Below are 26,407 nucleotides of genomic sequence, written 5' to 3' on the forward strand. Positions count from 1 at the left end.
GCCGTCGCATCGACGCACACTCGGGCTCCGTCCGGGGGCGGACTGTTACGCTCGACGAAATTCCATGACTGCACCGACCGACGTCCCCATCGCACCGGACGCCCGTCTGCACGTGGCAACGCACGGCTCGGCCGCGGAGCCCGGAGCGACGGGCCGCGCCGGTGCGAAGGCTATCCTCCTGGGTGAGCACGCCGTCGTCTACGGACGACCTGCGATCGCGATCCCCGTCCGCGCCCTCGGTGTCGAGGCCCATGCGCGGCCGACGGACGGTCGCGGGCACCTCGCCAGCACGCTCTATCACGGTCCGATCGCACAGGCTCCCGACCGGTTGAACGTCACGCTGACCGCCATGCGAGCCGCCCTCGCAGCCGCCGGACGGCCCGGCGCCGCACTCGACATCTCGATCGACAGCAGCATCCCGGCCGAACGCGGTCTCGGATCCAGCGCCGCGGTGTCGGCAGCGGTGATCGAGGCGGTACTCGGCGCGTGCGGGCTCGCCGCCGACGACGAGACGATGCACGAGCTGATCCAGACCGCCGAGCGCGCCGCCCACGGTGCGCCGAGCGGACTCGACGCCCGTACGGTGCGCGCCCGCGCGGCCGTGTGGTTCGACCAGGGCCGCATCGAACCCGTCTCCGTCGGGACGGACCTCGTCTTCGTCATCGCCGACACGGGAGTGCGCGGTCGCACCCGAGAGGCCGTCGCCGCTGTTGCCGAACGCCGCGAGGCCGATCCGCGCGGCGTGGAAACCGCGCTGGACGAGCTCGGCGACCTCGCGACGACGCTGCGCGATGACGTGTCCGCGGGTGATCGCGTCGCCATCGGCGGCGGGATGAATCGCGCGCACGTGCTGCTGAACGGGCTCGGCGTCGGCGACCCCGCCCTCGACCACCTCGTCCGCACCGCGATGGCCGGGGGTGCGCTGGGCGCCAAGCTGACGGGCGGAGGGCGCGGCGGCTGCGTGCTCGCACTCGCCCGCGACACCGCCTCCGCAGCCGAACTCGGCGAACGACTCACCCGCGCCGGCGCCGCCGCGGTCTGGACCACCACCGTCGAAGGAGTGGCATGAGCACCGCGACAGCCATCGCCCACCCGAACATCGCGCTCGTGAAGTACTGGGGCAAGCGCGACAGCGTGTTGAATCTCCCCGCCACGGGCAGCCTGTCGATGACGCTCGACATCTTCCCCACCACCACCACCGTGACCCTCGACGAGCACGCGGCGCGTGACGTGCTCGTCTTCAATGGCGACGAGCGGGTCGACGGACCCGCCGAACGGGTGTCGCGGTTCCTCGACATCGTCCGCGAGCTCGCCGGCAGCACCGCCGCTGCTCACGTCGACACGGTGAACACCGTGCCGTCGGCCGCCGGCCTCGCGTCGTCCGCCTCCGGATTCGCGGCGCTCGCCGTCGCCGCCGCACACGCCTACGGTCTCGACCTCGACGCACGCGCCCTCAGTCGCCTCGCACGGCGCGGGTCGGGGTCGGCATCGCGTTCGATCGTCCCGGGCTTCGCGATCTGGCACGCGGGCGACAGCGACGAGACGTCGTTCGCCGAGCCGGTCGAGGCACCCGATCTCGCGATGGTCGTCGCGATGGTCGAGAAGCGCGAGAAGCCGATCTCCAGTCGCGAGGCGATGCGCCGCACGGTGCTCACGTCGCCGTTCTACCCGGCGTGGGTCTCCTCGACGGCGGAGAGCCTCGATGCGGCGGCGGAGGCGTGTCGCTCCGGCGACGTCGAACGCCTCGGACGCGTCACCGAGGTCAACGCCCTGCGGATGCACGCGCTGATCCAGTCGTGCGACCCGCCGATCCGCTACCTGAGCCCCGTGAGCGTCGAGATCTTCGATCGCGTGGCTGCGCTGCGCGAGACGGGCGTCGAGGCCTGGGCGACCGCCGATGCGGGCCCCAACGTCGTCGTGCTGGCGCGGCCCGAGTCGGTCCCCGCCGTCACCGCCGCACTCACCGGGCTCGCCGAGCTCGCCGTCGCGCGCCCCGGTCCCGCCGCGGCTCTGGTCACGCGAGCGGGCGAATGACACCCGCAGAGACGACGGGCGCGATCGTCGTGCACGCGCCCGGCAAGCTCTTCGTCGCCGGCGAGTACGCCGTGGTGTCCCCGGGCGAGCCGTCCGTGCTCATCGCTGTCGACCGCTACCTGACGGTGTCGCTCACCGAGAGCGTCGACGAGGGCAGCATCCACTCGCCGGAGTACAGCCGGATGCCGGTGCGCTGGACGCGCGGTCAGGACGGGCTCACCCTCGACCGCGAGCATCATCCGTACGACTACGTCATCGCGGCGATCGAGGTCTCCGAGAGGCTGCGTGCCGAGCGGGGACTCCGTCCGCGCTTCTTCGATCTGTTCATCGAGAGCGGTCTCGACGATCCCAGCGGACGGAAGTTCGGGCTCGGCTCATCCGCGGCCGTCACCGTGGCGACGATCGCCGCGATCGATGAGTTCTACGGTTTCGGTCTCGACGCCCGCGGGCGGTTCGAGCTCGCGATGCTCGCGACCATCGCGGTCGCCCCCAACGCCTCCGGAGGCGACGTCGCCGCGAGCACCTACGGCGGATGGATCGGCTACCGATCGCCCGATCGCGAGCGACTGCGCGCGGCACGCAGCGAACGCGGCGTCGCCGCCGTGCTCGGCTCGGACGCGTGGGAGGGCACGGAGATCATCCGGCTCACTCCCCCGTCCAGCCTCGACCTGCTCGTGGGATGGACCGGTCACCCCGCATCCACCGAGCGGCTCGTGAGCGGCGTGTCGCGCGGCACGAACGTCGCCGGCGACGCGCACACCGGTTTCCTCGAGGCCTCGCGCGCGTGCGTCGGGGATCTCTGGCGAGCTCTCGCGGCTCACCCCGTCGAGACACCCGGAGGCACCGTGTCCGACGATGCTCTGGCACTCGAGGCGATTCGGCGCAACCGTCGCCTGCTTCAGGAGCTCGGCGCCCGGACCGGTGTGACGATCGAGACGGACCGGCTGCGCGTCCTGTGCGATGCCGCCGAGGCGATCGGTGCCGCCGGCAAGCCGTCCGGCGCCGGCGGCGGCGACTGCGGCATCGTCCTCGCACCGGCGCACTCCGATGTCGCCGGCATGCTCCGCGTCTGGGAGACCAATGACATCCGACACCTCACGATCGGCGTGCACCCGCCGGAAGGAGAGCACCATGCCGGCTGAACAGGCCTCCGAGCGCAAGGACGACCACGTCCGGCTCGCCGCCGCGCAGCAGAAGGAGGCGCCCCGCCCCAACGGATGGGACGACGTGCGGTTCGTCCACCACGCCCTCGCCGGCGTCGATGCCGATCGCGTCGATCTCGGCGTGGAGGTCGCGGGCGCTCGCTGGGCTCTCCCGTTCTACGTCAACGCCATGACGGGAGGCAGCGCCTCGACCGGCGCCATCAACCGCGACCTGGCGATCGCCGCGCGCGAGACGGGTGTCGCCATCGCATCGGGTTCGCTGAGCATCGCGCTCGACAACCCCGAGCTCATGGGCACCTTCCGCGTCATCCGCGATGAGAACCCGGACGGTTTCGTCATGGCCAACGTCGGCATCGAGCGGTCGCCGGAAGACGCACGCCGCGCCGTGGACGCGCTGGAGGCGAATGCGCTCCAGGTGCACGTCAACGCGATGCAGGAGACCGTCATGCCCGAGGGCAGCCGGTCGTTCTCGAGCTGGCCGGCATCCCTCGAAGCCATCGTCGCAGCCGTCGACGTCCCCGTCGTGGTCAAGGAGGTCGGGTTCGGACTCAGCGCCGCGACCCTCTCCCGCCTCGGCGGCATGGGTGTGCGCTTCGCGGACGTCTCCGGGGTCGGGGGCACCGACTTCATGCGCATCGAGAACGATCGCCGCTCGGGCCGCGACTACGCCTACCTCGCCGGGTGGGGCCAGTCCGCCGTCGAGTGCCTGCTGGAGGCACCGGCGGATGCGCCGGTGCTGCTCGCCTCCGGCGGAGTCCGCACGCCGCTCGACGTCGCGCGTGGGCTCGCGCTCGGCGCCCGCGCGGTCGGGGCGTCCGGCTCCTTCCTCTCCGTGGTGCTCGACGGTGGTGCGGAGGCGCTCGTCTCGCGCATCCGGGAATGGTCAGACCACCTCACGGCGTTGCACTCCCTGGTGGGGGCGACCCGTCCGGACGACCTCCGCCGCACCGACCTGATCATCCACGGACGCGCGGCCGAGTTCGCCCGTGCCCGCGGTATCGACATCGACAGCCTGGCGCGCCGCGCCGGCGGGAAGGACGCGCGATGAGTGCCGAGTTCACCCCGATCCCCCTCCGCTGGGTGGGCCCGCTGCGGCTGACCGGTGACGTCGAGGCCGAGCAGGAAGTTCCCCTCGCCACCTACGAGTCGCCGCTGTGGCCGTCCGTCGGACGAGGCGCCCGTATCTCGCGTCTCGTCGAGGACGGCATCCGCGTGACCGTCGTCGATGAGCGCATGACGCGCTCGTCGCTGTTCGTCGCCGAGTCCGCCGCCGCGGCCGTCGCGGCGTCCCGCGCGATCGTCGCCCGTTTCGACGAGCTCGCCGCCGCCGTCTCCGAACGCAGCCGGCACGCGAAGCTCATCGACCTCGACACCGAGATCGTCGGCAACCTCCTCTACGTCCGCTTCGCGCTGACGACCGGCGACGCGTCGGGTCACAACATGGTGACGTTCGCCGCCGAGACGCTCATGGAGCGGGTTCTCTCGTGGCATCCCGAGCTCTCGTACGGTTCGATCTCGGGCAACTACTGCACCGACAAGAAGGCCACCGCCGTCAACGGCATCCTCGGACGCGGCCGCAACGTCATTGCCGAGATCCTCATCCCCGCCGAGCTCGTCGACAAGCAGCTGCGCTCGACAGCGCAGCGCATCGTCGACCTCAACGTGCAGAAGAACCTCGTGGGCTCGACGATCGCCGGCGCGCTGCGTTCGGCGAACGCCCACTACGCGAACATGCTGCTGGCCTTCTACCTCGCGACGGGGCAGGATGCCGCGAACATCGTCGAGGGCTCGCAGGGATTCACCTGGGCAGAAGTCCGCGGGGACGGCGACCTGTACTTCTCGTGCACGCTCCCCCACCTCATCGTCGGCACCGTCGGCAACGGCAAGGACCTGCCGGCCGTCGACGACGCGCTCGCCCGCCTCGGCTGCCGCGACGAGCGCCCCTCCGGTGATAACGCCCGGCGTCTCGCCGGCCTGATCGCCGCCACCGTCCTCTGCGGAGAGCTCTCGCTGCTCGCCGCCCAGACCAACCCCGGGGAGCTCATGCAGTCGCATCTGCTCCTCGAGCGCCGGAAGGATTCCACGAAGTGACCACCATCGGCATCCACGACCTCGCCGTCGCCACCGCCTCGCACGTCGTCGAGCTCGACGACCTCGCGGCTCGCGCCGACATCGACCCCGCGAAGTTCCGCGTCGGGCTCGGTCAGGAGCAGATGAGCATCCCGGGCCTCGACGAGGACATCGTCACGATGGGCGCTGCGGCGGCCCAGCGCATCATCGACCGCCACGGCGTCGACGGCATCCGGACCCTGTTCTTCGCCACCGAGACCGGCATCGATCAGTCGCGTGCGGCCGGTGTGCATGTGCACGAGCTTCTCGGCCTGCCGCGGTCGGTGCGTGTCGTCGAGCTGAAGCAGGCCTGCTACTCCGCGACCGCCGCGCTGCAGGCGGCCGCAGGGCTCATCGCGCGCAACCCCGATGAGCGCGTCCTCGTGATCGCGAGCGACGTCGCGCGCTACGAGCTCGACACCGCCGCCGAGCCCACGCAGGGTGCCGGTGCCGTCGCGTTCCTCGTCTCCGCAGACCCGGCCATCGCCGTGCTCGAGACCGCGGCCGGCGTGTACACCGCCGAGGTCGACGACTTCTGGCGCCCGAACGACAGCGTGACGGCTGTCGTTGACGGGAAGCTCTCGGTCAGCGCCTATCTGGACGGCGTCGCAGGTGCGTGGGACGACTACCGCTCGCGCGGCGGCGTCGACATCGACCAGATCGACTGGTTCTGCCACCACCAGCCGTTCACCAAGATGGCCGTCAAGGCGCACCGCGCGCTCGGGCAGCACCTGGGCGTCGAGCTCGACCCCGAGCTGGTGACGGCGACGACGGGATACAACCGCCGGATCGGCAACTCCTACACCGCGTCGCTCTACATCGCGCTGGCGGCCCTGCTCGAGGGCGAGAACGACCTGACGGGGTCGCGCATCGGGCTCTTCAGCTACGGCTCGGGGTCGGTCAGCGAGTTCTTCACCCTCGTCGTGCAGCCGGGCTACCGCGATGCGACGCGTGGCGCGGAGACCGAGGCCATCCTCGCCGCACGGACGCCCGTCGACGTGCCGACCTACCGCGAGCTGCACGACGCGGCGCACCGCGACAGCACCGTCGACGTGGAGATCGTCCCCGAGTCGCCCGGCCCGTTCCATTTCGCGGGCCTCTCGGGCCGCGCGCGCCGCTACACGCGCGACTGACGCCCAGCGCTTCGCAAGAGCGCACGAACGCACGGTTCCAGCCCTTGGAACCGTGCGTTCGTGCATCCTCGCCGCGGAGCGAGAACGAGGCTCGCATGCAGAGAGCGCCCCGACGTCGTCGGGGCGCTCTCTGCATGCGGGGTGGGGTCAGTTCTGGCCCTGCTCGCCGAGCTCGAGCAGACGCGAGATCGCCTCCGTCAGCTTGGCGTCAGCCTCGCCGTACGCGGCCCAGTCGGCGTTCTGCATCGCCGTGTTGCGCTCCGCGAGAGCATCACGGGCCTGGTCGAGCGCCGCCTGGTAGTCCGCGGCCGGAGTCGTCGGGACGGTCCCGCCGGTACCGGTGTCCGGAGTCGTCTCGTCGCCGGGGCTCGGCTCGGGCACGACGTCCGTGTCGCCGGTGCTCGCACCCGAGTCGCCGCCGAACAGCTTGTCGAGCGCCTCCTGCAGGGTGTCCTCGAACGCGACCTGGTCGCCGAAGCCCACGAGCACCTTCTGCAGGGTGGGGAGCTTCGTCGCGCCGGAGGACTGCACGAACACGGGCTGCACGTAGAGCAGACCGCCACCGACGGGCAGTGTCAGCAGGTTGCCGTTGATGACCTCCGACTGGCCCTGACGCAGGATGTTGGAGAACGACGACACCACGGGATCCGCGTTGAACGTGTTCTGCACCTGTCCGGGACCCGGCACAGGCGTCTCGGCGTTGACCTCGAGCATCCGGAGCTTGCCGTACTCGCCGCTGACGACGCCCGCCTCGGAACCGGCGTCGGAGTCGACCGACAGGTAGCCCATCAGCACGTTGCGGGTGTCCTGACCGCCGGGGATGAACGACGAGAACATCGAGTACGACGGGGCGTCCTGGCCCGGCATCTTCATCGTGAGGTAGTACGGCGGCTGCAGCTGCGTGTCCTGCTGCGGGTCGTTCGGAGTCTTCCAGGCGTTGTCACGCGAGTAGAACGACTGCGCCGTGTCGACGTGATAGGTACCGAGCATCGCGCGCTGCACCTTGAACAGGTCGGTCGGGTACCGGACGTGGCTCATGAGGTCGCCGCTCATGTCGCTGATCGGCTTGAGCGTGTTCGGGTAGACCTTCTGCCAGGCCTGCAGCAGCGGGTCGGTCTCGTCCCACGCGTAGAGCGTCACTTCGCCCGAGTACGCGTCGACCGTCGCCTTCACCGAGTTGCGGATGTAGTTGATGTTGTCCAGCGCGACGCGAGGCTGCGGGTTCGACGAGTCGGAGATCGCATCGCTGAGGCTGACGATCGACGAGTACGGGTAGTTGGCGCTCAGCGTGTAGCCGTCGACGATCCAGACGATGCGCCCGTCGACGACCGAGGGGTACGGGTCGTTGTCGAGCTCGAGGTACGGCGCGACCTTCTGCACGCGGGTCGCCGGGTCGCGGTCGTAGAGGATCTGCGAGTCCTCGTTGATGGCGTCGGAGAACAGGATGTCGGTGGACTGGAACTTCAGCGAGTAGATCAGGCGGTGGAAGACGTCACCGATCGAGGGACCGCCGTCGCCGTCGAACGTCGTCTTCGTCTGGCTCTCGCCCTCCTGACCACGCGGGTAGTCGAGCTCGATGGGCGACGATCCCTCGGGGGCTCCGACGATCGAGTACGTCGGCGAGAACTCGCCGAAGTAGACGCGCGGCTCGTACTTCTGACCGTTGGTCAGCTCACCGGATGCCGGGATGCCGCGCTCGACGAAGACCGGGTTGCCGTCGGCCGTGCGCTCGTTGCCCTTGGCCGCGACCATGCCGTAACCGTGGGTGTACACGAGGGTCGTGTTGTACCACGAGGCCGCGTCACCGAGCTGGTTGACATTGAGCTCGCGGACCGAGACCACCGTGTCCTGCGACTGTCCGTCGATCTCGTAGCGGTCGACGTCGAGGGGCTCGGCGAACTGGTAGTACGAGCGGTACTGCTCGATCTGGCGCACGGTCGGTCCGATGATGGCGGGGTCCATGATGCGGATCGAAGCCGTCGTGTCGGCGTCGGCACGCAGCTGGCCCGGCTCGACGTCGGTCACGGCCTGGAAGTCGGTCTTCTCGAGACCCGAGATGCCGTAGGCCGCCTTGGTGCCTTCGATGTTGCGCTCGTAGTACTGCGATTCGAGCGTGAGCTGGTTCGGGCGCACCTGCACGTTGTTGACGAACCACGGGTAGGCGACGCCGACGACGAGGGAGGTCACGATGAGGAGGCCGGTGCCGATGAGCGGGAAGCGCCAACGTCCGATGATCGCGGTGACGAAGAACAGCACCGCCACGATCGCGGCGGCGATCGCGAGGATCGTCTGACCGGGGATGACGGCGTTGACGTCCACGTAACCCGCACCCGTGATGCGGTCGTTCGGCGTGACGAGAGTGCGATACCGATCGATCCAGATGCTCACGCCCTGGACCAGCAGGTAGATGCCCGCGATGACGGCGAGCTGGATGCGCGCCGACTTCGAGATCCGCAGCTCGCGCTGACCGACCCGGACGGAGCCGTAGAGGTACGACACGAGGGCCGTCACCAGGAGGCACACGATGACGATCGCCGAGACGAAGCCCACCGCCGCCGAGAGGAACGGGAGCGTGAAGAGGTAGAAGCCGGTGTCGAGCCCGAACTGCGGATCGGTCGTGCCGGTGTTTCCGCCGTTGAGCCAGAGCGCCACCGTCTCCCACTGAGCCGAGGCGGCGAAGCCGGCGAAGAACCCGAAGAAGGTCGGGATGCCCCACATGCCCAGACGGCGCAGGGGCTCGACGACCTCCTGGTAGCGGTCGAGCTGCGAGCTCAGTCGTGCGTAGACCGGCCGCAACCGGTAGGCGAGCTGGATCGAGAGCCAGACGGGCACCGCCATGGCGACGAACCCGACGACGAACATGATCGCCCGCGCGGTCCACTGGGTCACCAGGACCCCGTCGAAGCCGAGCTGACGGAACCACAGCCAATCGGCGTAGAGGCTCGCGAAGACGAAGAAGGCCACCACCACGGCCGCGATGACGGCGAGGGTGATGCCGACGGCGCGGCGGGATCTGCTGGGTGTGGCCGGGTTCGGCGCTGAGGTCGTGGTCACCCGTCCATCCTAGGCGCCGCGCGCTGGGGGTAAGCCGTGCCTCACCCCGCGGCGCAGGCAGGCAGCGCGTCGAGATCGCCGCCCGTGCTGACGGCCTCGACCACCGAGAGGGCGTCGTCGAGGTCAGCGACCGAGAACACCCGGAGGCCGTCGGGGATGTGGCCGACGACCTCGTTGCAGTTGCTCTCGGGCGCGAGGAACCAGTCAGCGCCGGCATCCTTCGCTCCATACAGCTTCTGACGGATGCCGCCGATCGGTCCCACGTTGCCCTCGGCGTCGATCGTGCCCGTTCCCGCGAACCGTTCGCCGCCGGTGAGCTCACCGGGCGTGAGGGTGTCGATGATGCCCAGGGCGAACATCATCCCTGCGCTGGGGCCGCCCACGTTGTCGAGCTGCAGCGTGACGTCGATCGGGAAGTCGAAGTCCTGCGCGATCGTGATGCCGATGACCCAGCGGGTCTCGCCGTCCGTCGTCATCTGCGTGGGGGTGACCTCGACGGTGCGCTGCTCGCCCGCTCGGTCGACCTCGAGGCTCAACGGGCGCCCGCCTGCGGCGTTGACGGCGTCACGCAGCGCGGAGGTGGTCGCCACGGGCTCGCCGTCCACTGATCGGATCACGTCGTCGGGCTCGAGGAGCCCTGTCGCGGGCGACCCGTCGGCGAGCTGATACACCCGGACGAGCGAGGTGACGTCGTACCCGAGCTCGCCGAGCGCCGCGGCCGTGGCCTCCTTCTGCGAGTCGACCATGAGCGCGGCGTTCTCGTCGTTGCGCTGCTCGGTCGTGACGCCCTCCGGGAAGATCTCGTCGATAGGGACGACGGCGCGTGCCGGGTCGAACCAGGCGGCTGCCAGCTCGAGCCATGACGGCGTGCGCTCGCGGTTTCCCAGCACCTCGACGGTGAGCAGATCGAGCGTGCCGGACGTCGGGTACGTCTCGGCGCCCGCGACGCTGATCAGCGGCCGCTGCTCGCCGTCGCCGGCGGAGACCGACCCCAGGGTGTCGTAGACGGGACCGGGGCGCTGGATCACGAACGAGGTCGGGACGATCGTGAGGATCAGGAGAGCCACGAGCGAGAAGGACACCGCCCACAGGCCTGCGAGCGCGGCCCGACTCATACGGCGCCGGGGCGCGGGGGCGGAGGCGTTCTCGTCGAAAAGTGACACGTGCTGCTTTCTGGTCCCGGTCGTTCGCGACCGGCGAAAGCGAACGCGGTGCATTCACGCCGTGCGACGAGGTCGTGCGGCTAGCGTAGAACGCGAGCTGACCGCCCTGCTGAAAGGCGCCTGACATGGCTGATGACGACCGCTCTCCCGAGGACGAGTTCCAGGAGATGCTCCGCAACCTGCTGGGTCAGGGCGGCACGCTCGGACCTGAGCAGCTCGAGCGCCTCTCGGCCATGGGCGTCGATCCCGCGATGCTGCAGCAGGTGATGCAGCATCTGCAGGGTGCGTTCGCGACCGGAGGAGACGGCGGGGTCGACTGGAGCGCGACCCGCACGCAGGCCCTCCACCTGGCCAACAAGGATGGCCACGGCATCAGCTCGGGAGACCGCCAGGACTTCTCCGACGCCTTCGCGCTCGCGACCCTCTGGCTCAGCGAGGCCACGACCATCTCCGACCTGCCCTCCCCGCCGCGCGCGTTGACTCGCGGCGCGTGGGTCGAGGCGACGCTGCCGGTCTGGCAAGAGCTCGCCGAGCCGGTGGCCACGTCCGTGGCCGACGCGCTGACGGCCGCTCTCGAGTCGCAGGCGCCCGAGGAGATGCAGAGCATGATCGCGGGTGCCGGCCGGCTGATGCGGACCGTCGGCGGCTCGCTCTTCGCCGCGCAGCTCGGCGCCGTGGTGGGCAAGCTCTCGCTCGAGGTCGTGTCGGGCGGCGACGTCGGGATCCCGGTCATGCCCGACGGCGAGGCCGCGATCCTGCCACAGAACTTCGCCGACTTCGGTCGCGATCTCGGCATCGACGACGAGCAGCTGGCGCTCTCGCTCGCGACGCGTGAGCTCGCCCACGCGCGCTTGTTCCGGCACGCCCGCTGGCTGCGCCTGCACGTCATCTCGCAGGTCACCGATTTCGCCCGCGGCATCCACGTCGACACCGACGCCCTCGAAGAGCTGGCCTCGCGCTTCGACCCGTCTCAGCCCGATGAGCTCCGACAGGCTCTCGAGAGCGGCGTGCTGCTGCCTCAGCGCTCGGAGGCTCAGGCCGCCGCGCTCGCTCGGCTCGAGCACCTGCTCGCGACGATCGAGGGCTGGGTCGACGTCGTCTCCGCTGATGCGACGACCCGGCTGCCGGCGGCTGATCGCATCGCCGAGGCCGTTCGCCGTCGCCGAGCGGTCGGCGGGCCCGCCGAACAGGCGATGGCGTCGCTCGTCGGACTCGAGCTGCGTCCTCGCCGACTGCGGGAAGCGGCTGCGATGTGGCGTGCCATCACGGATGCCGTCGGCGCCGACTCTCGCGACAGCCTCTGGGACTACCCCGACCTCATGCCCACACCCGCCGACGTCGACGATCCGGCGGCCCTGATCGCACGACTGCAGGCACGCGATCGCGGCGAGGCTCCCGAACGGGATGAGATGGACGACGCGCTCGACGCGTTGCTGGCCTCTGCCGCTGCCGACGACGCCGCAGCGGGCGGCGATACGCCCCCTGAGGCTCGCGACGAATCGCGGGATCGACGGGATGAGGGCGGACCGGAGGGTCCTGCGGCCGTCTGACCGACGGCTCGCACCGCCCCACGCGCGTCCCGTTCCTCCACAGGACGCGCACCGCCGCGGCGGTCGCGCGCCCTGTGGAGAGGCGGGCATCCGCTGATCGGCGCGGTCGAGAATCGTCAGCATGCTCCGTCTCGATGCATCGGCACCACCGCTCTGGCGATCTCCGTCGGCCCTCCAGCTCGGCGATGAGCCGGGTGCGGTCGTTCTCGACCCGGCGGAGCCCTGGCATGAGCGCGTGGTTCATGCCCTCGTCGCCGGGATCCCGGACGAGCTGTTCGCGAAGATCGCGCGCGACGCGGGTGCCGCCGACGGCCAGATCGCGCATCTGCGCGAAGTGCTCGGTCCGGTGCTCACGGCGCCGCGGTGCCGACCGCTCCTCGACGTGTCCTTCGGCGAAGAGGTCGGCTCCGCGGATCGGGCCGCCGTGCTCGAGGCTCTCGCCGTGGCGGGGGCGCAAGTCGGACGATCAGCGTCAGATACACCCGCGGCGACCGCCGAGCGCGTCGTCATCCTGGTCGCCTCCCGCCTCGTCGAGCCTCGGCGTGCCGCAGCTCTCGTCGCGAACGACGTCCGGCACCTTCCCCTCGAGCTCGCCGGCGATCGGATCACCGTCGGGCCATTGGTCGTGCCCGGCCGCACCGGCTGCCTGGCGTGCCTCCACGAGCATCGTCGCGACCAGGATGCCGCGTGGCCCGTGCTCGCCGCCCAGCTGTTGGCCCGGCGCGGGCTCTCCACCGATCCCGTCCTGATCACCGCGGCGTGCGCGATCGCGTCGCAGCTGGTCAGCGCGCGCGTGCGGGAGCGGACCCGCTCGATGACGATGAAGGCGTCGGACGACGCGCCGACGTGGCGCGAGCACGAACCTCATCGAGCGTGCTGGTGCCGATCTCCCGGACGAAGCGCGACACCTGCCGCTCGTAGCGTCCCGACGTCCGCGCCCACGAGATCGACAGCGTGCGCGCTGCCCGCGTGACCCCGACGTAGGTGAGCCTGCGCTCCTCGTCGACCTGCTCGAACGCCGTTGCGTAAGCGATCGGAAGCAGCCCCTCCGCGAGCCCCACGAGGTGAACATGGTCCCATTCGAGGCCCTTCGCGGCGTGGAGCGTAGACAGTGTCACCGTGCGTGTCGCGATCTCGTGCTGGTCCTTCGCACGCACCTGGAGCTCATCCGTGAATGCCCGCATGGTGGTGCCCGCCGGCGCCTCCTCCGCGAGTCGGAGCAGCGCGGCCCGCGCCTCCCAGGCGTCTCGGAGAGGACCGCCCGCCGGCGGCGGCTCGTCGGTCAGCCCGAGCGAACGCAGGATCGATCGGACGTCGGCCACGAGGTCGCCCGACGTCGGGGCGACGGACGCGCCCCGGAGCGCCATCACGGCCTGGCGCACCTCGGCGATGTCGAAGAAGCGCTTCCCGCCGAGCACCGCCGCGGCGATGCCACGCCGCGCGAGCGCTGCCAGCAGCGGCGCCGTCTGCGCGTTCACCCGGTACAGGACCGCGATGTCGCGCGGATCGATCCCGTCGGCGAGCTGCTCGGCGACTGCCGCGGCTACGCCGTCGGCCTCGGCGGTGTCGTCGGCGAACGCCCGGACCGTGGGGCGGGGATGGTCCGGGGTCGCGCGCTGAGCCGAGAGCTCGAGGGCTCCCGGCCGGCCGCGCATGAGGGCGTTCGCCACCGCGACGACGCCGGCCTCGGAACGGTAGTTCCGTTCGAGCCGCATGATCCGGGCATCGGGATGCCGCACCCCGAAGTCCAGCAGATACGACGGGTCGGCACCCGCGAAGGAGTAGATCGTCTGACTCGCGTCACCGACGACGCAGAGGTCACGGCGATCGCCGAGCCAGAGCTCGAGGAGCCGGTGCTGCACGGGCGAGACGTCCTGGAACTCGTCGACGGTGAAGTGACGGTACTGCTCGCGGACCTCTGCGACGATGCGCGGCTCGGCCTCCAGCATCCCCGCGCACGCGAGGAGCACGTCTTCGAAGTCGAGCTGCCGCCGCTCGTCCTTCAGCTGCTCGTACGAACGTTGCAGAGCCACCACGGCGTCGAGGGAGAGCGAACCGACCGGCTCCGGCCTGTCGAGCGCGTAGCGCTCGATGGAGCGCATGGTGATCTTGCGCCACTCGATCCGGGAGGCTACGTCGCGGAGGACAGCGGGGTCGGGGTCGAGGCCGATCGCATCCGCCGCCTGCGCGAGCAGTCGCACCTTGCTTCCGAGGATCGTCGGCGCGGCGTCACCGGCGAGCTGGGGCCAGAAGTAGTTCAGCTGCGCCAGCGCAGCCGAGTGGAACGTGCGCGCGGCCACGCCGCCGACGCCGAGAGCACGGAGTCGCCCCCGCATCTCGCCCGCCGCCTTCGCCGTGAAGGTGACCGCCATGACGCGGCTCGGCGAGTAGGCGCCGGTCTCGACTCCGTGCGCGATGCGGTGGGTGATGACGCGGGTCTTGCCCGATCCCGCGCCCGCGAGGACGCACACGGGCCCGCGGAGCGCCGAGGCGGCCTCGCGTTGCTGCTCGTCCAGTCCGGAGAGGGGGTCGCTCATCCCTTGTCCCCGCACCAGTCGGCGATCAGGCGACGTGCGATCGAGGCCGAGCCGGGCAGAATCACCGGCCCCGCGCCCGCGAGCGACGCGCGGATCTCCTCGCGATCGAACCAGCGGACCGCGACGATCTCTTCACCGTCGGGGCGGGCTTGCGACGCATCGTTCGCCACGGCGTGGAATCCGAGCATGAGCGACCGCGGATAAGGCCACGCCTGCGAACCGCGGTAGACGAGGTCGTCGACGACGACCCCCGCCTCCTCGGCGACCTCGCGACGGATCGCCGTCTCGAGCGACTCCCCTGCCTCCACGAAGCCGGCGAACGTCGAGAACCGGTTGTCGACGGCCCACGCGGCGTTCTGCCCGAGAAGAAGGCGCTCGTTCCGGACGTCGCTGACGGCGACGATCACCGCGGGATCCGTCCGCGGGAACTGCTCGCGCCCGCACCCGGTGCACACGCGCGACCATCCCGCCGACCGCAGTCGTGCCGGTGAGCCGCAGCGCGGGCAGAACCGGAAGTCGGCGAACCAGCGTCCCAGCGCGACAGCCGTCACGAAGGCTCCCGCGTCCTCGTCGACGAGGTCTCCCCCCGATATGCGAAGCGAGGCCCAGTCGGTCTCCTCGTCCGGCTGCGGGGCGACGGTCCGCGCTGCGATGAGCCGGGCGGAGCCGTCGCCCGCGCGACCGAGGAAGGCCCATTCGGCCGGCTCGGCGGCGTCGTCGACGTGTTCGGGCGCTGCCCACACGAGTCGATCGCCGCGCAGCCGGGCCCGGTCGCCGCGCACCTCGAGCACGCGGGTCGACGGGTCGGAGCGCAGGCGGTCGATGAGGGTCTCGTCGGACCGCTCCTCCGGTGAGGGCTGGAAGACGGACCGGGCCAGCGCCGGCGGCTGCATTCGCATCTCGGGGACCTCTCTCGCGGGCGTGGCGCGTCGGCCTGCGCGGCCGCCCGACCTACCCTGATGGCATGGCTCGCTCTCCCTTCACTCTAGCCGCGTCCGTCAGTTCGGCTCTCCCCGGTGCCGCCGTCGTGGGGGCCGCGGAGCTGACGGAGCGAGCAGATGGCCGCTACGACAGCGCTCTGGTGACCCTCGAGGACGGCCGCCGCGTCGTGGTGCGCGTCCCCGTCGACGTCGATGCCGACCTCGAGCTCGTCGCCGACACCCGCGCGCTCCGCGCCCTCACCCCCGGCGTACGAGGGCTGCTGCCGTTCGAGGCGCCCACCGTGCTCGGCACCGCCCGCATGGGGGCTTTCACGGCCGTCGTGCAGGAGTACGTTCCGGGCTATCGCGTCGAAGCCGGCCACATCCCGAGCGGACGTGGCGCCGCGTGGTCGCTCGGCGCAGCGATCGCCCGTATCCATGCGCTCCCGCACGCCGTCGCGCGCGATGCGGGTCTGCGCACGCGCACGAGCACCGACGTGCGCGAAGACGCCGAACGACTGCTCGACCGCGCGGAGGCGACAGGATCGCTCCCGTTCGGCCTGCTCCGTCGGTGGAGCACGGCCCTCGGCGAGGATCGGCTGTGGCGCTTCGAAGCCACCGTCACCCTCGGCGGCGTCGATCCCGGACGGTTCGTCCTGACCGACACCGCCGCGGGTCCCACGGTAACGGGCCTGCTCGCGTGGCACGGCCTCGGCGTCGGCGACCCGGCCGAGGACCTCCGTTGGCTCGCGTCGGCGCCGGATGCACGCGACGACGTTCTCGCCGCGTACGCGGAAGCGGCTCACCACACGCCGGACGCAGCCCTGGCTGCGCGTTCGCGTCTGTACGCCGAGCTGGAGTTCGCCCGCTGGCTCGCCCATGGACACGAGACCGGCGCCGCGCGCGTGATCGAGGATGCCGTCGCGCTGCTCACCGCCCTCGACGAGGGCGTCCGCGACGAGCCGCTGCTCCCGGAGGACTACAGCACCGTCGACGACGCACTCGAGCTGCTCGGACGCACGCCCACCGCGGTGACGGCCGGCGACACCTCGATGCAGACCGATACCTACGACCCCGCCCTGCTCGCCGCCTACCTGGCCGACCAGGACACCGCCGAGCAGGCCGATATCGAGACGATCCCGATCGACCTGTCCGACTGGACGCCCGAGGGCGCCTCCAGCGATCGCCGGGGCGACACCGGCGCAGCGCCGACCGTTCCGGCTTCGGCGACGGCCGCCGACCCGACGGACCGCGAGGACGATCCCGAGCACGCGGAAGCCGCGCGCAACGCCTTGCGGCGGTGGTCTTCGGCCGAGTGACCGACCGAGGTCGGTCCGCCCCGGCTGATCAGCCGCGGAGCACCAGGTCGTCGGCCACGTAGAACAGCGCGACGTCGATCTCCGACTCGGGGATGTCGTGCCGGATCGAGTAGGCGCGACGGTACAGCTCGAGCTGCAGCATCCGTTCCGCGCGTTCTGCCGGCGTTCTCGGCGGACGCCCGGTCTTCCAGTCGACGATCTCGATTCGGCCCCCGCGGTCGGCGCGACGGTAGACCGCGTCGAGCTTGCAGATGATGACGTGCGGCAGACCGTCGTCGAGCATCCGGTCGTCGGCGAAGTCGATCTCCGTCTCGACCTCGATCGGCTGCAGCTCCGCCCACTCGGAGCGGAGGAAGATCTCCTGCAGGCGTCGGAGCTCGTCGTCGGCTGCGTCGAGCCCGGCACCGCCCTCGGCCGGGTCGTCGAGGTCCCACAGCGGCGCGTCCGGCTGCGGACCCCGAGCGGTGAGCCCCGAGCGCTGTTCCACCCATGCGTGAAAGCGGGTGCCGAGCCGCGTCTCGCGATACGGGCGTTCGGGCAGCGGGCGCAGCGTCGCCTCGACGGCGGCCGCATAGTCGGCGGCGAAGTCTTTGAAACGTGAGGCGGGGATGCGGGTGGGGGCGGCGCGGCGGGTACCCGCGGCTCGCTCGTCGCGTTCTGCCAGCAGCAGCGCGAGATCGCGCTCGGCCTCGTCTCGGTGCGGGGCGCGTCGGGCGTCGCGGACGAGCTCGGCACTCGACTCGACCCGGGGGCGACGGGCCCCCAGGGGGTCGAGGGGCCACTGCATGATCTGACGTCGGTCGGTGTAGGGGTTCTCCCCCGGCTCGGCATCGGTGAGCTCTCGACCCAGCGCAGCAGCGATCTCGCGGAGGAACGGACTCGGACCACGGGGGTTGCGAGTGCCCGACCAGAACGATCCGCTCAGCAGCAGAGCATCACGCGCACGCGTCACGGCGACGTACGCGAGCCGCCGCTCCTCTTCTCGCTGCCGATCGACGTTGGCCTCCGTGAAGTCAGCGAGCGCCGCTTTCAGGTCTTGCTGGGTCGGCGCCGCGTGGACTTCCCACGCAAGGTCGGGCAACCAGCGGGCGTCACCGCGGAAGGCGTAGGGCAGCACGCCGAAACCGAGCCAACCCTGCTTGTCGCGCGATCGCGCGGGAAGCTCGTCCTCGACGACCCGTCCGACCGCGACGGCATCCCACTCGAGCCCCTTCGACCCGTGGATCGTGAGGATCTGCACGACGTCGTCCTCGGGCGGCTCGGTCCGCGGCGCGAACTCGTCCTGCCGCTCGGCGTGGTCGAGCCAGGCGAGCAGACTCGGCAGCGACCCCGACTCGTCGGTCGCGAGGAAGCCTTGGAGCTCGTCGACGAAGGCACGGAGCTGGTCCGACGCGACACGGGCGGGACCGCGGCTCTCGTTCGCGGCCAACTCGATGTCGAGGCGCAGCTCGGCCTCGATCAGACGCACGAGCTCGGGGATCGGCATCGACGCCGCGCGCCGCAGACCCGAGAACGTCGCCGCCGCGTCGCGGAGCCGCTCGCGACCGGGAACGCTGAAGCCTTCGAGCCAGCCGTGATCCGGGCCGACGCGGACGAAGAAGTCGAGCGCGTCGATCAGCGACGCATTCTCGTCCGTCGAGCTCTCGGCCGATAGCGGCTGCAGGGCGACGTCCGAGCGGGCGAGCCGCCGCGCCAGCTCCGCGAGCGCGCGCAGGTCGCGCAGGCCGATCGACCAGCGCGGGCCGCCGAGCAGCCGCAGCAGCGCCGACCCCGCCGTCGGATCGCTGATGACACGAAGAGCGGAGACCACGTCGACGACCTCGGGCGTGCTGAGCAGCCCCCCGAGGCCGAGAATGCGATGCGGGATGTTTCGTCGTGCCAGGGCGTCGGCGAAACGCACCATGTGCTTCTTGCTGCGCAACAGGATCGCGGCGCTCGTCGGCATCCCCCGCCGTTCCCGGTCCGCCCGCACCCCCTCGAACCACTCGGCGACACGGTCAGTCTCGGCGTCGAGGTCGGTCTCGAACACGATGTCGACGTCGCCGCCCGGGGCCCCGGGCCGGGGCTGCAGCCGGTCGACGGGCACCGGAGACCGTTCCGCGAGCGGCGCGAGCACGGCGTTGGCCGCGTCGAGGATCCGCTCGCTGTTGCGCCAGCTCGTCGCGAGCGAGTACCGCCCTGCGCCGCCTGCCGGGGCGAAGGCGGACGCGAAGTCGCCGAGGTTGCCGGCGCTCGCGCCGCGCCAGCCGTAGATCGACTGGTGCGGATCGCCCACGGCCATCACGGCCGTGTCAGCGAACACGGCACTCAGCAGCTCCGTCTGGACGACCGAGGTGTCCTGATACTCGTCGAGGAGGACAACGGGGTACCGGGTGCGGAGATCCGCTGCGACCGCGGGATGACCGCGGACGACCGTCAGCGCACCCGCCACCTGGTCGGAGAAGTCGATGACGCCGGAGCGGAGCTTGCGGCGCTGGTACTCGACGGCGAGATCGGCGAGGAGCGGAAGACCCGCGACGTGCTCGGCGGCCCGCGCGACGTCGGCGTAGACGGTCGTCCCGCTCCGTGTCGAGGGGCGTTCCCGGACGTCCTGGAACGCGTCCCCGAAACGTGCCAGCTCGTCGAAGTCCACGAGATTGTCGACGCCGTCGCGCGCGATGCGGAGCGCTCCGTCGATGATGCTGCGCAGCGCGTTGTCGCGTGTCTCGAGACGTTCGTCGTCGGAGTCGAGGACGACACGTCGCATCAGCAGCCACGCAGCGGACTCGCTCAGGACGGCGGCCTCGGGATCGCGCCCGATGCGCACCGCATTCTCGCGGACGATGCCGTCGGCGAAGCTGTTGTAGGTCGACACCGTCGGACGCTCGAGCAGGGAGTCGGTCACGACGTCGAGAGTGCGCGCACCGGTGTCGTCGACGAGACGACGCTGCGCGGCGTGACGCCGGGCACCACCCGGGTCTCCCGAGCGTTCGAGTTCGCCGAAGACGTCGAGTGCGCCGCGCCGGTGCAGCGCATCGAGGTGAGGCAGCAGACCGGCGTCCTCGAACTCGGCGAGGCGGTCGAGCCGACGCCGGATCCGTTCGTTCAGCTCGCCCGCCGCCTTGCGGGTGAAGGTCAGCCCGAGGATGCCCGAGCGGGCGACGTGTCCGTTCGCGACGAGCCACACGACACGGCCCGCCATCGTCTCGGTCTTGCCACTGCCGGCACCTGCGACGACGAGGGCGGGAGCGAGCGGCGCCGAGATCACCGCGCTCTGCTCGGGCGTGGGCGGGAACTGACCGAGTGCCGCCGCCAGCGCAGCAGGAGAGACGATCACGTTGCGCTCACCGCGGAGATCGTGTGGATACGGCAGAGACCGAACGAGTGATCGTCGCGGCAATGCTCCTCGAACGGAGCCTCGAAGGTCGTCCCTCCCATGACGCGAGCCGCGCCGCGCACCCGGCCCAGGAACGCTTCGCGCTCCTCGTCCCCGAACGGCGGCTGCCGGGGCGCGGCGTAGTCCTTCGTGGCGGCGGTCGGGCGCAGCACGAGGAGCATCGCGCCCCCCGGTGGCCGTCCCGCTGCGGCGGGGATCGCACCGTGCTCATGTGCGAGCTGGTACGCGGCCAGCTGCGCGTGCTGGGTCACGGCGCGATCGGTCTGCGGTTCGCGCTTGCCGGTCTTCAGGTCGACGATCACCACGCTTCCGTCGGCACGCAGCTCGACGCGGTCGACGGCTCCGCTCAGCACGATGCGCCCGTCGGCGTCGTCGTGCGCGAGCTCCACCTCGAACCGCGGCTCCGCTCCCAGCAGTCGTCCGCCGTCGCGTTCGAAGTCACGCAGGTAGCGCGCGAGGCGCCGGACGAGATCGCGGGCTCGCGTCCGTTCCGCGCGCTCGCGCCAGGCGGACTCGAACTCGAGCTCGTTCCAGCGCGCCGCCACCGCCTGCCACAGTGACTCCTCGTCGGGCGATGCGACCTCGAGTGCGCTGTGCACGATCGTGCCGATTCCGGCCGTGGTGCTCGATGCGTCGCCTCCGAGATCGGCGATCACCCAGTTCAACTGACACTCCTCGAGGGTCTCCAGACGCGACGGCGACACACGGATCGTCTCGATCTCGCGGTCGCGCAGCGGCGCGGTGGTCGTGGGAGGCAGCACGCCGAACCACTCGCCGGGATCGGCGCCCGCGACTCCCGCATCGGCCAGCAGTGCCAGCTGGCCGGCGGCGTCTCTGCGGTCGCGGTCGGCGGAACGCGGGTCGGTCAGGGTCCGGCGGTGTCGCGCCACGAGACCGCGCAGGGTCAGCGGATGCGCCGCTTCGGGCGGCGCACCCTCGGCGTCCGGCAGCATCTCGAAGAACGGACTCGGCCCGGTGTCGTCGTCGTCGACCGCCGTGACCACCACGAGCTCGCGCGCCCGCGACACGGCGCGCGCGAACAGACGGAGCTCGTCGTGGAGCACCCCCCGGCGACGATCGAGCGCATCCGCGACCGCCGGGTCGTCGAACGGCAGCCGCCAGGTCTCGAGCAGACCGCCGCGCACCCGCAGGTTCGGCCAGACGCCGTCCTGCACGCCCGCGACCACCACGGTGTCGAACTCGGTGCCGAGAGCCGCGGCGGGAGTCAGCACGCGGACGGCGCCGCTCACCGGCGGCGGAACGAAGCGGTCGTCGCCGACGTCGGCGTCGAGGATTCCACGCAGGAAGACCACGGGCGTGGTCCCGTCCTCGCGCTCGCCGTGGCGCTTGGCCGCCTGGAAGAGCGCGACCACGGCGTCGAGGTCGCGATCGGCCTGCGCGGCGAGCGGCCCGTTGCCACGCGCGGCCTCGCGCAGGCCCCGCTCGCGGCCGGAGCCCTCCCATGCGGCCCAGAGCAGTTCGTGTGCCGTCGCACCGTCCGCGATGAGATCGGCGGTCGCACGCAACGTGTCGGCGACCCGAGCGGCACGTCGGGCCTCGCGCAGATCGAGCACGGCGAGCTCGAGGGGCTGGAGCATCGCTGCGCGGACCAGTTCCCAGGCCGACACCGTCTCGCCCTCTTCGGGCGGGAACGCCTGGCGGAGTGCCGCGCGCAGTCGGCGCTGATCGACCGCGTCGAGCCCCGCCCCCGACAGAGCCGCGATGACCTCGTCACGCTCCCACGTGTCGCCCGGCCTCGCCGCCAGATCGACGAGGCGCAGGAGGTCGCGCACCACCGGCGAATCGCCGAGCGAGGTTCCGGCGCCGGACGTCGCCGTCGGCACGTCGCGCGCCGCCAGCTCGGCCTCGAGCGCGGTCACCTGCCGACTGTCGTGGGCGATGACGGCACACGCCTCCCACGGCACCCCGTGATGCACATGCCGGTCGCGGAGAAGGCGCGCCACGGCGTCGAACTCCTCCGATCGCGACCGCAGCGCCAGCGCGCGGACACCCGTCGCCGGGGCGTCCGGATTCGGCACCTGGCGATGGGCGACCAGACCGACCGCGCCGATGCGCGCCGTGACCGCTGACACGAGCGGAGCATGGCGCCCCTCGGCGCGATGCACGGTGTCGAGGATCAGCACGTCGCCGCCCGCGGCGAGCCGGGCGAAGTTCTCCGGCGTCGCTCCGCGGAACGCGCCCGACCCCACGTCGGGATCGCCGAAGGCGACGACGGCGATGCCCCGGTCACGGCATGCCTCGAGGAGGTCGACGCCACCGGCGGTCAGTTCCTGCGCATCGTCGACCAGCGCCACCCGCAGTTGCGGGATCCCTTGCCGGGATACGAGCTCGACGGCTTCACGGATGAGGCCGGCCGCATCGCGATGGGCGCCGCGCATGGCGTCGCGAACCGCGAAGTACTCCCCCATGAACGACGCCACCGCCTGCCACGCTGCCCGCCCCTCGCGCGACGCGCGCGCGGCGAGGGCCCGGTGATCGATGCCCGCTGCCGTGCACTCGGCGATGAACGCTCGGAGCTCCGCGCGGAAACCGCGCGAGTCGCGAACATGTGCGGGCAGCTCGGCCGGCCACCGCGTGCGTCCGTCGCGCTCGTCCTCGGCATCGCCCGCGAGGAGGTCGCGGATGAGCGCGTCCTCGTCGCCACCGGTCAGCAGCCGGGGCGGCTCGACGCCGCGTCGCACCGCGTCGGCGCGCACGATCTGGAACGCGAACGCCGGCAGCGACCGGGCCAGGGGCCCTGCCGTCGCCACCCCCACGGCGACGCCCAGATCGTCGCGCAGATCGGTCGCCGCCTGACGGGTGGCGGTGAGGACGAGGAGCGTGTCGGGGTCGATGCCGTCGGTGACGAGTCGACGCACCCGCTCGACGATGGTCCGGGTCTTCCCGGTTCCGGGCGCGCCGACGACCACGGCGCTCGCCTCGGCGGGGAGGGTCAGCACGCGCGACTGAGCGGCGTCGGGCGTGATGCCGACGGAGAGCTGACCCATGCATTCCACGCTATCCGGCGCCGCCGACATCGGTTCACCGCGAGCGTTCGCCCAGGGCGTGACCGCACCGGCATCCCCGCCCGGGCGGTGTCGTAGAGTCGAAGAGCGCCCGAGGCACGGGCGCGGAGGAGGATGAATCCGTGGAGATCCGTATCGGCATCGCGAACACCGGCCGCGAGCTCAGCCTCGAGTCCGACGAGTCGGCGGACGCGGTTCGCGCGACCGTCTCCGAAGCCCTCGCCTCCGGCGCTCCGTTCGTCGAGCTGACCGACGCGAAGGGAAGCTCCTACATCGTCCCGACCGCCGGCATCGCCTTCGTCGAGGTCGGAACCGACCAGACGCGCCGCGTGGGCTTCGTGGCCTGATCGTGCAGATCGTCCTGGCGCTCATCCTCGGGGCCGCGATCGGGCTCGCGGCCGAGTTCCTCGTCCGCGGGCGCGAAGCGCGGGGCGCCGCAGTGGCGCCTGTCCTCGGGGCTGTCATCGGCGGCGTCGTGTGGACGATCCTGACCTGGGCCGGGCTCGCGTTCGACAACCCGGTCATCTGGGTGGCGTCGATCGCAGCACCGGCTGTCGTCGTCCCCGCCGTCCTCGTGCTGGTGACCCGCACGCGGGCGCGAGCGGACGCCGAAGAACGCCGGCGCCTGCGCATCGCCTGACCGGCACGAGACCCGCTTCGCGGGCAGGGCCCCTCAGGCTTCGAGGCCCATCGCCGCCATTCGGCGCGAGTGCGCCGCCATGACGTCCGCGTAAGTGGGCTCGACCCGCTTCTCGTTGGCGGGCTCGAGCGACGTCGAGCGCAGTGCAGCGCGTGCGATCAGCAACGTATCGCCGACGAGCCGTCGCCCCCACAGCGACAGCAGCCCCCGCCACTGCTCGTCGGCGGCGATCGCGTCCGTGATGATGCGCACCAGGGCGCTGCGGTCGTCGTGAGCCCGCAGGATGACTGCGACCTGACGACCCGTGTCGCCGTAGCTCGCGGACAGCGCGAGGTAGAAGTCGTCCAGCATCCCGGCGGTCAGATGCACCGAGAGCATCGTCTCGAGCGGTCGGGCGCCGTGGGTCGCGCGGCGGAACGCGTCGAGCGGCTCGCGGAACGGCAGCATCAGCTCGAGCGGATCGGCGCCACGATCACGGATCACGCCGACGAGCTCGCGGTGTTTGAGCAACGCCGTGCCCGCTGCGAGCGACAGGGACTCCTTCTGCGAGAGCTCGGGGGTCGACGCGATGAGGTCGCTCAGAGTCTCGAAGTAGCCGAGCTGCAGATACGCGGCCTGACCGAGGAAGGTGTCGACGTCGGGAGCCAGCTCCTCGAAGTCGACACGACGGACATCGCCGTAGTCCCCTCGGGATCGCAGCCGCAGGGTGCGGCCGACGGGACGCTTGCGCTTGAAGAACCAGCTCACCACGGCTCCAGCCTAGGGTCGCGGTAGGCTGGACGCGCCCCGGCATCGGACCGGGGCCCCGCGCCTGTGGCTGAGTGAAGGGCGTGGACTCCCATCACCGGCGGCTTCTCACCGCCAGACAGGCACGTCATCCATGACCACATTCGCTGATCTCGGCGTCGATCAGGACATCGTCGACGCTCTCGCCGAGAAGGGCATCGTCGATGCCTTCCCCATCCAGGAGCAGACGATCCCGCTGGGCCTTCCCGGCCAGGACATCATCGGCCAGGCCAAGACGGGAACCGGCAAGACCTTCGGGTTCGGCATCCCCGTCGTTCAGCGTCTGGGACTCGACCCCGCACCCGGCGTCAAGGCGCTGATCGTCGTCCCCACGCGTGAGCTCGCCGTCCAGGTCTTCGAGGACATGGACATGCTCACGCGCAACCGCTCGACGAGCGTCGTGGCGATCTACGGCGGCAAGGCCTACGAGGGGCAGATCGACCAGCTCAAGGCCGGCGCCCAGATCGTCGTCGGCACCCCGGGCCGCCTGATCGACCTCGCGGGCCAGCGGCTCCTCGACCTGTCGAACGCGACCGAGGTCGTGCTCGACGAGGCCGACAAGATGCTCGACCTCGGCTTCCTCGCCGACATCGAGAAGATCTTCTCGAAAGTGCCCGCGGTCCGTCACACGCAGCTGTTCTCGGCGACCATGCCCGGCCCGATCGTCGCCCTCGCGCGTCGCTTCATGTCGAACCCCATCCACATGCGCGCCAACGACCCCGACGAGGGACTCACGCAGGCGAACATCAAGCACCTCGTCTACCGCGCGCACTCGCTCGACAAGGACGAGGTCATCGCCCGCATCCTGCAGGCCGAGGGGCGCGAGAAGGCCGTCATCTTCACGCGGACGAAGCGGGCCGCCCAGAAGCTCGTCGACGAGCTGGGCGACCGCGGCTTCAACGCCGCCGCCGTGCACGGCGACATGAGCCAGGAGGCGCGCGAGCGCTCCATGGCCGCGTTCAAGGCCGGCAAGAAGGACGTGCTGATCGCCACTGACGTGGCCGCCCGCGGTATCGACGTCAACGACGTCACGCACGTCATCAACCACACCATCCCCGACGACGAGAAGACCTACCTGCACCGCGCGGGTCGGACCGGTCGAGCCGGCAACACCGGTGTCGCCGTGACCTTCGTCGACTGGGAGGACCTGCACAAGTGGGCGCTCATCAACCGGGCGCTCGAGTTCGGTCAGCCCGAGCCGGTCGAGACCTACTCGTCGAGCCCGCACCTCTTCGAGGATCTGAACATCCCCGCGGGAAGCAAGGGACGACTGCGCAAGCTGCCCACGACCCAGAGCGTGAAGACGGTCCCGTCCGGCGCGGCCGAAGGCGACGCCAAGCGTCCGCGCCGTCGCCGCTCGCGCGGTTCGGGTGACGGCGCTCCTACGGCCACCGCCACCGCCACCGCCACAGCCGCCGCCACCGGGGGGACGTCACCCGAATCGGCCGATGCCGGCGCCGGCACACACGACGGCGGCGGTGCCGAGCACCGCGACGGCAAGACCTCGCCTCGCCGGCGACGTCGTCGCCGCGGCGGTTCCGGGGGCTCGGCGAGCACCCCTCCCGCCGCCGGCTGAGAGCCGGGTCCGGCGCCCGGA

Annotated in this window: 19 protein-coding genes and 1 pseudogene; 12 read left to right on the plus strand and 8 right to left on the minus strand. The window is 71.2% G+C overall.

Annotated elements, in window-relative coordinates; translation table 11 throughout:
• Window positions 1-64 precede the first annotated feature (64 nt).
• The 6 genes from mvk to AA0Y20_RS11515 are packed head-to-tail and all read left to right on the plus strand — an operon-like array spanning window position 65 to window position 6,439.
• Window positions 65-1,069 (plus strand): mevalonate kinase, encoded by a 1,005-nt coding sequence (mvk, locus tag AA0Y20_RS11490; protein ID WP_412939332.1) that lies wholly within the window; start codon window positions 65-67, stop codon window positions 1,067-1,069.
• Window positions 1,066-2,034, plus strand: coding sequence for a diphosphomevalonate decarboxylase (mvaD, locus tag AA0Y20_RS11495; RefSeq protein ID WP_412939333.1), 969 nt, complete (start codon window positions 1,066-1,068; stop codon window positions 2,032-2,034). The genes mvk and mvaD overlap by 4 nt, the downstream gene beginning before the upstream one ends.
• Window positions 2,031-3,176, plus strand: coding sequence for a phosphomevalonate kinase (locus tag AA0Y20_RS11500; RefSeq protein ID WP_412939334.1), 1,146 nt, complete (start codon window positions 2,031-2,033; stop codon window positions 3,174-3,176). Before mvaD ends, AA0Y20_RS11500 begins: the two co-directional genes overlap by 4 nt.
• Window positions 3,166-4,245 (plus strand): type 2 isopentenyl-diphosphate Delta-isomerase, encoded by a 1,080-nt coding sequence (fni, locus tag AA0Y20_RS11505; RefSeq protein ID WP_412939335.1) that lies wholly within the window; start codon window positions 3,166-3,168, stop codon window positions 4,243-4,245. Before AA0Y20_RS11500 ends, fni begins: the two co-directional genes overlap by 11 nt.
• Window positions 4,242-5,288, plus strand: coding sequence for a hydroxymethylglutaryl-CoA reductase (locus AA0Y20_RS11510; RefSeq protein ID WP_412939336.1), 1,047 nt, complete (start codon window positions 4,242-4,244; stop codon window positions 5,286-5,288). Before fni ends, AA0Y20_RS11510 begins: the two co-directional genes overlap by 4 nt.
• A complete protein-coding gene (locus tag AA0Y20_RS11515; protein ID WP_412939337.1) occupies window positions 5,285-6,439 on the plus strand; it encodes a hydroxymethylglutaryl-CoA synthase in 1,155 nt (384 codons plus the stop codon). The genes AA0Y20_RS11510 and AA0Y20_RS11515 overlap by 4 nt, the downstream gene beginning before the upstream one ends.
• Before the next feature lie 147 nt (window positions 6,440-6,586).
• On the opposite strand, the gene AA0Y20_RS11520 is transcribed toward AA0Y20_RS11515, so the two are convergent.
• The gene (locus tag AA0Y20_RS11520) at window positions 6,587-9,493 is read right to left on the minus strand and encodes a UPF0182 family protein (RefSeq protein ID WP_412939338.1); all 2,907 of its coding nucleotides are present in this window, start codon (window positions 9,491-9,493) and stop codon (window positions 6,587-6,589) included.
• Window positions 9,494-9,534: 41 nt separating this feature from the next.
• A complete protein-coding gene (locus AA0Y20_RS11525; RefSeq protein WP_412939339.1) occupies window positions 9,535-10,656 on the minus strand; it encodes a PDZ domain-containing protein in 1,122 nt (373 codons plus the stop codon).
• A gap of 125 nt (window positions 10,657-10,781) precedes the next feature.
• On the opposite strand from AA0Y20_RS11525, the gene AA0Y20_RS11530 reads away from it, so the two are divergent.
• Window positions 10,782-12,206: a zinc-dependent metalloprotease gene (locus tag AA0Y20_RS11530; RefSeq protein ID WP_412939340.1), complete on the plus strand. Its 1,425-nt coding sequence runs from the start codon at window positions 10,782-10,784 to the stop codon at window positions 12,204-12,206.
• Window positions 12,207-12,678: 472 nt separating this feature from the next.
• Here the strand turns inward: AA0Y20_RS11530 and AA0Y20_RS11535 are convergent, their stop codons facing one another.
• Window positions 12,679-12,873, minus strand: coding sequence for a hypothetical protein (locus tag AA0Y20_RS11535; protein WP_413332504.1), 195 nt, complete (start codon window positions 12,871-12,873; stop codon window positions 12,679-12,681).
• On the opposite strand from AA0Y20_RS11535, the pseudogene AA0Y20_RS11540 reads away from it, so the two are divergent.
• Window positions 12,832-12,957: pseudogene (locus AA0Y20_RS11540) on the plus strand (hypothetical protein); the annotation flags it as partial. The gene AA0Y20_RS11535 and the pseudogene AA0Y20_RS11540 overlap by 42 nt on opposite strands.
• 31 nt (window positions 12,958-12,988) lie before the next feature.
• On the opposite strand, the gene AA0Y20_RS11545 reads toward AA0Y20_RS11540, so the two are convergent.
• Window positions 12,989-14,743, minus strand: a complete 1,755-nt coding sequence (locus AA0Y20_RS11545) for an ATP-dependent helicase (RefSeq protein ID WP_412939341.1) — start codon at window positions 14,741-14,743, stop codon at window positions 12,989-12,991.
• The gene (gene nudC / locus AA0Y20_RS11550) at window positions 14,740-15,642 is read right to left on the minus strand and encodes an NAD(+) diphosphatase (protein WP_413331542.1); all 903 of its coding nucleotides are present in this window, start codon (window positions 15,640-15,642) and stop codon (window positions 14,740-14,742) included. Before nudC ends, AA0Y20_RS11545 begins: the two co-directional genes overlap by 4 nt.
• 182 nt (window positions 15,643-15,824) lie before the next feature.
• Between nudC and AA0Y20_RS11555 the strand changes: the two genes are divergently transcribed.
• On the plus strand, window positions 15,825-16,982 hold the full coding sequence (locus AA0Y20_RS11555; RefSeq protein ID WP_413331544.1) for an aminoglycoside phosphotransferase: 1,158 nt from the start codon (window positions 15,825-15,827) through the stop codon (window positions 16,980-16,982).
• A 28-nt stretch (window positions 16,983-17,010) separates the two neighbouring features.
• On the opposite strand, the gene AA0Y20_RS11560 is transcribed toward AA0Y20_RS11555, so the two are convergent.
• Both AA0Y20_RS11560 and AA0Y20_RS11565 read right to left on the minus strand, forming a co-directional pair.
• A complete protein-coding gene (locus AA0Y20_RS11560) occupies window positions 17,011-20,298 on the minus strand; it encodes a UvrD-helicase domain-containing protein (protein ID WP_412939344.1) in 3,288 nt (1,095 codons plus the stop codon).
• The gene (locus AA0Y20_RS11565) at window positions 20,295-23,366 is read right to left on the minus strand and encodes an ATP-dependent helicase (protein WP_412939345.1); all 3,072 of its coding nucleotides are present in this window, start codon (window positions 23,364-23,366) and stop codon (window positions 20,295-20,297) included. Before AA0Y20_RS11565 ends, AA0Y20_RS11560 begins: the two co-directional genes overlap by 4 nt.
• A gap of 140 nt (window positions 23,367-23,506) precedes the next feature.
• Between AA0Y20_RS11565 and AA0Y20_RS11570 the strand changes: the two genes are divergently transcribed.
• On the plus strand, window positions 23,507-23,731 hold the full coding sequence (locus AA0Y20_RS11570; RefSeq protein WP_412939346.1) for a DUF3107 domain-containing protein: 225 nt from the start codon (window positions 23,507-23,509) through the stop codon (window positions 23,729-23,731).
• 2 nt (window positions 23,732-23,733) lie between these two features.
• Entirely contained in the window at window positions 23,734-24,024 is a 291-nt protein-coding gene (locus tag AA0Y20_RS11575; protein ID WP_412939347.1) for a hypothetical protein, read from the plus strand.
• Window positions 24,025-24,057: 33 nt separating this feature from the next.
• On the opposite strand, the gene AA0Y20_RS11580 is transcribed toward AA0Y20_RS11575, so the two are convergent.
• Window positions 24,058-24,774, minus strand: coding sequence for a ferritin-like fold-containing protein (locus AA0Y20_RS11580; protein ID WP_412939348.1), 717 nt, complete (start codon window positions 24,772-24,774; stop codon window positions 24,058-24,060).
• Between the two features lie 130 nt (window positions 24,775-24,904).
• Here AA0Y20_RS11580 and AA0Y20_RS11585 point away from each other — a divergent pair, with 130 nt between their 5' ends.
• Window positions 24,905-26,386: a DEAD/DEAH box helicase gene (locus tag AA0Y20_RS11585; RefSeq protein ID WP_412939349.1), complete on the plus strand. Its 1,482-nt coding sequence runs from the start codon at window positions 24,905-24,907 to the stop codon at window positions 26,384-26,386.
• The last annotated feature ends 21 nt before the right edge of the window (window positions 26,387-26,407 follow it).

Source organism: Microbacterium pratiae, assembly GCF_047302165.1.
In the GTDB taxonomy this organism is placed as follows: domain Bacteria; phylum Actinomycetota; class Actinomycetes; order Actinomycetales; family Microbacteriaceae; genus Microbacterium.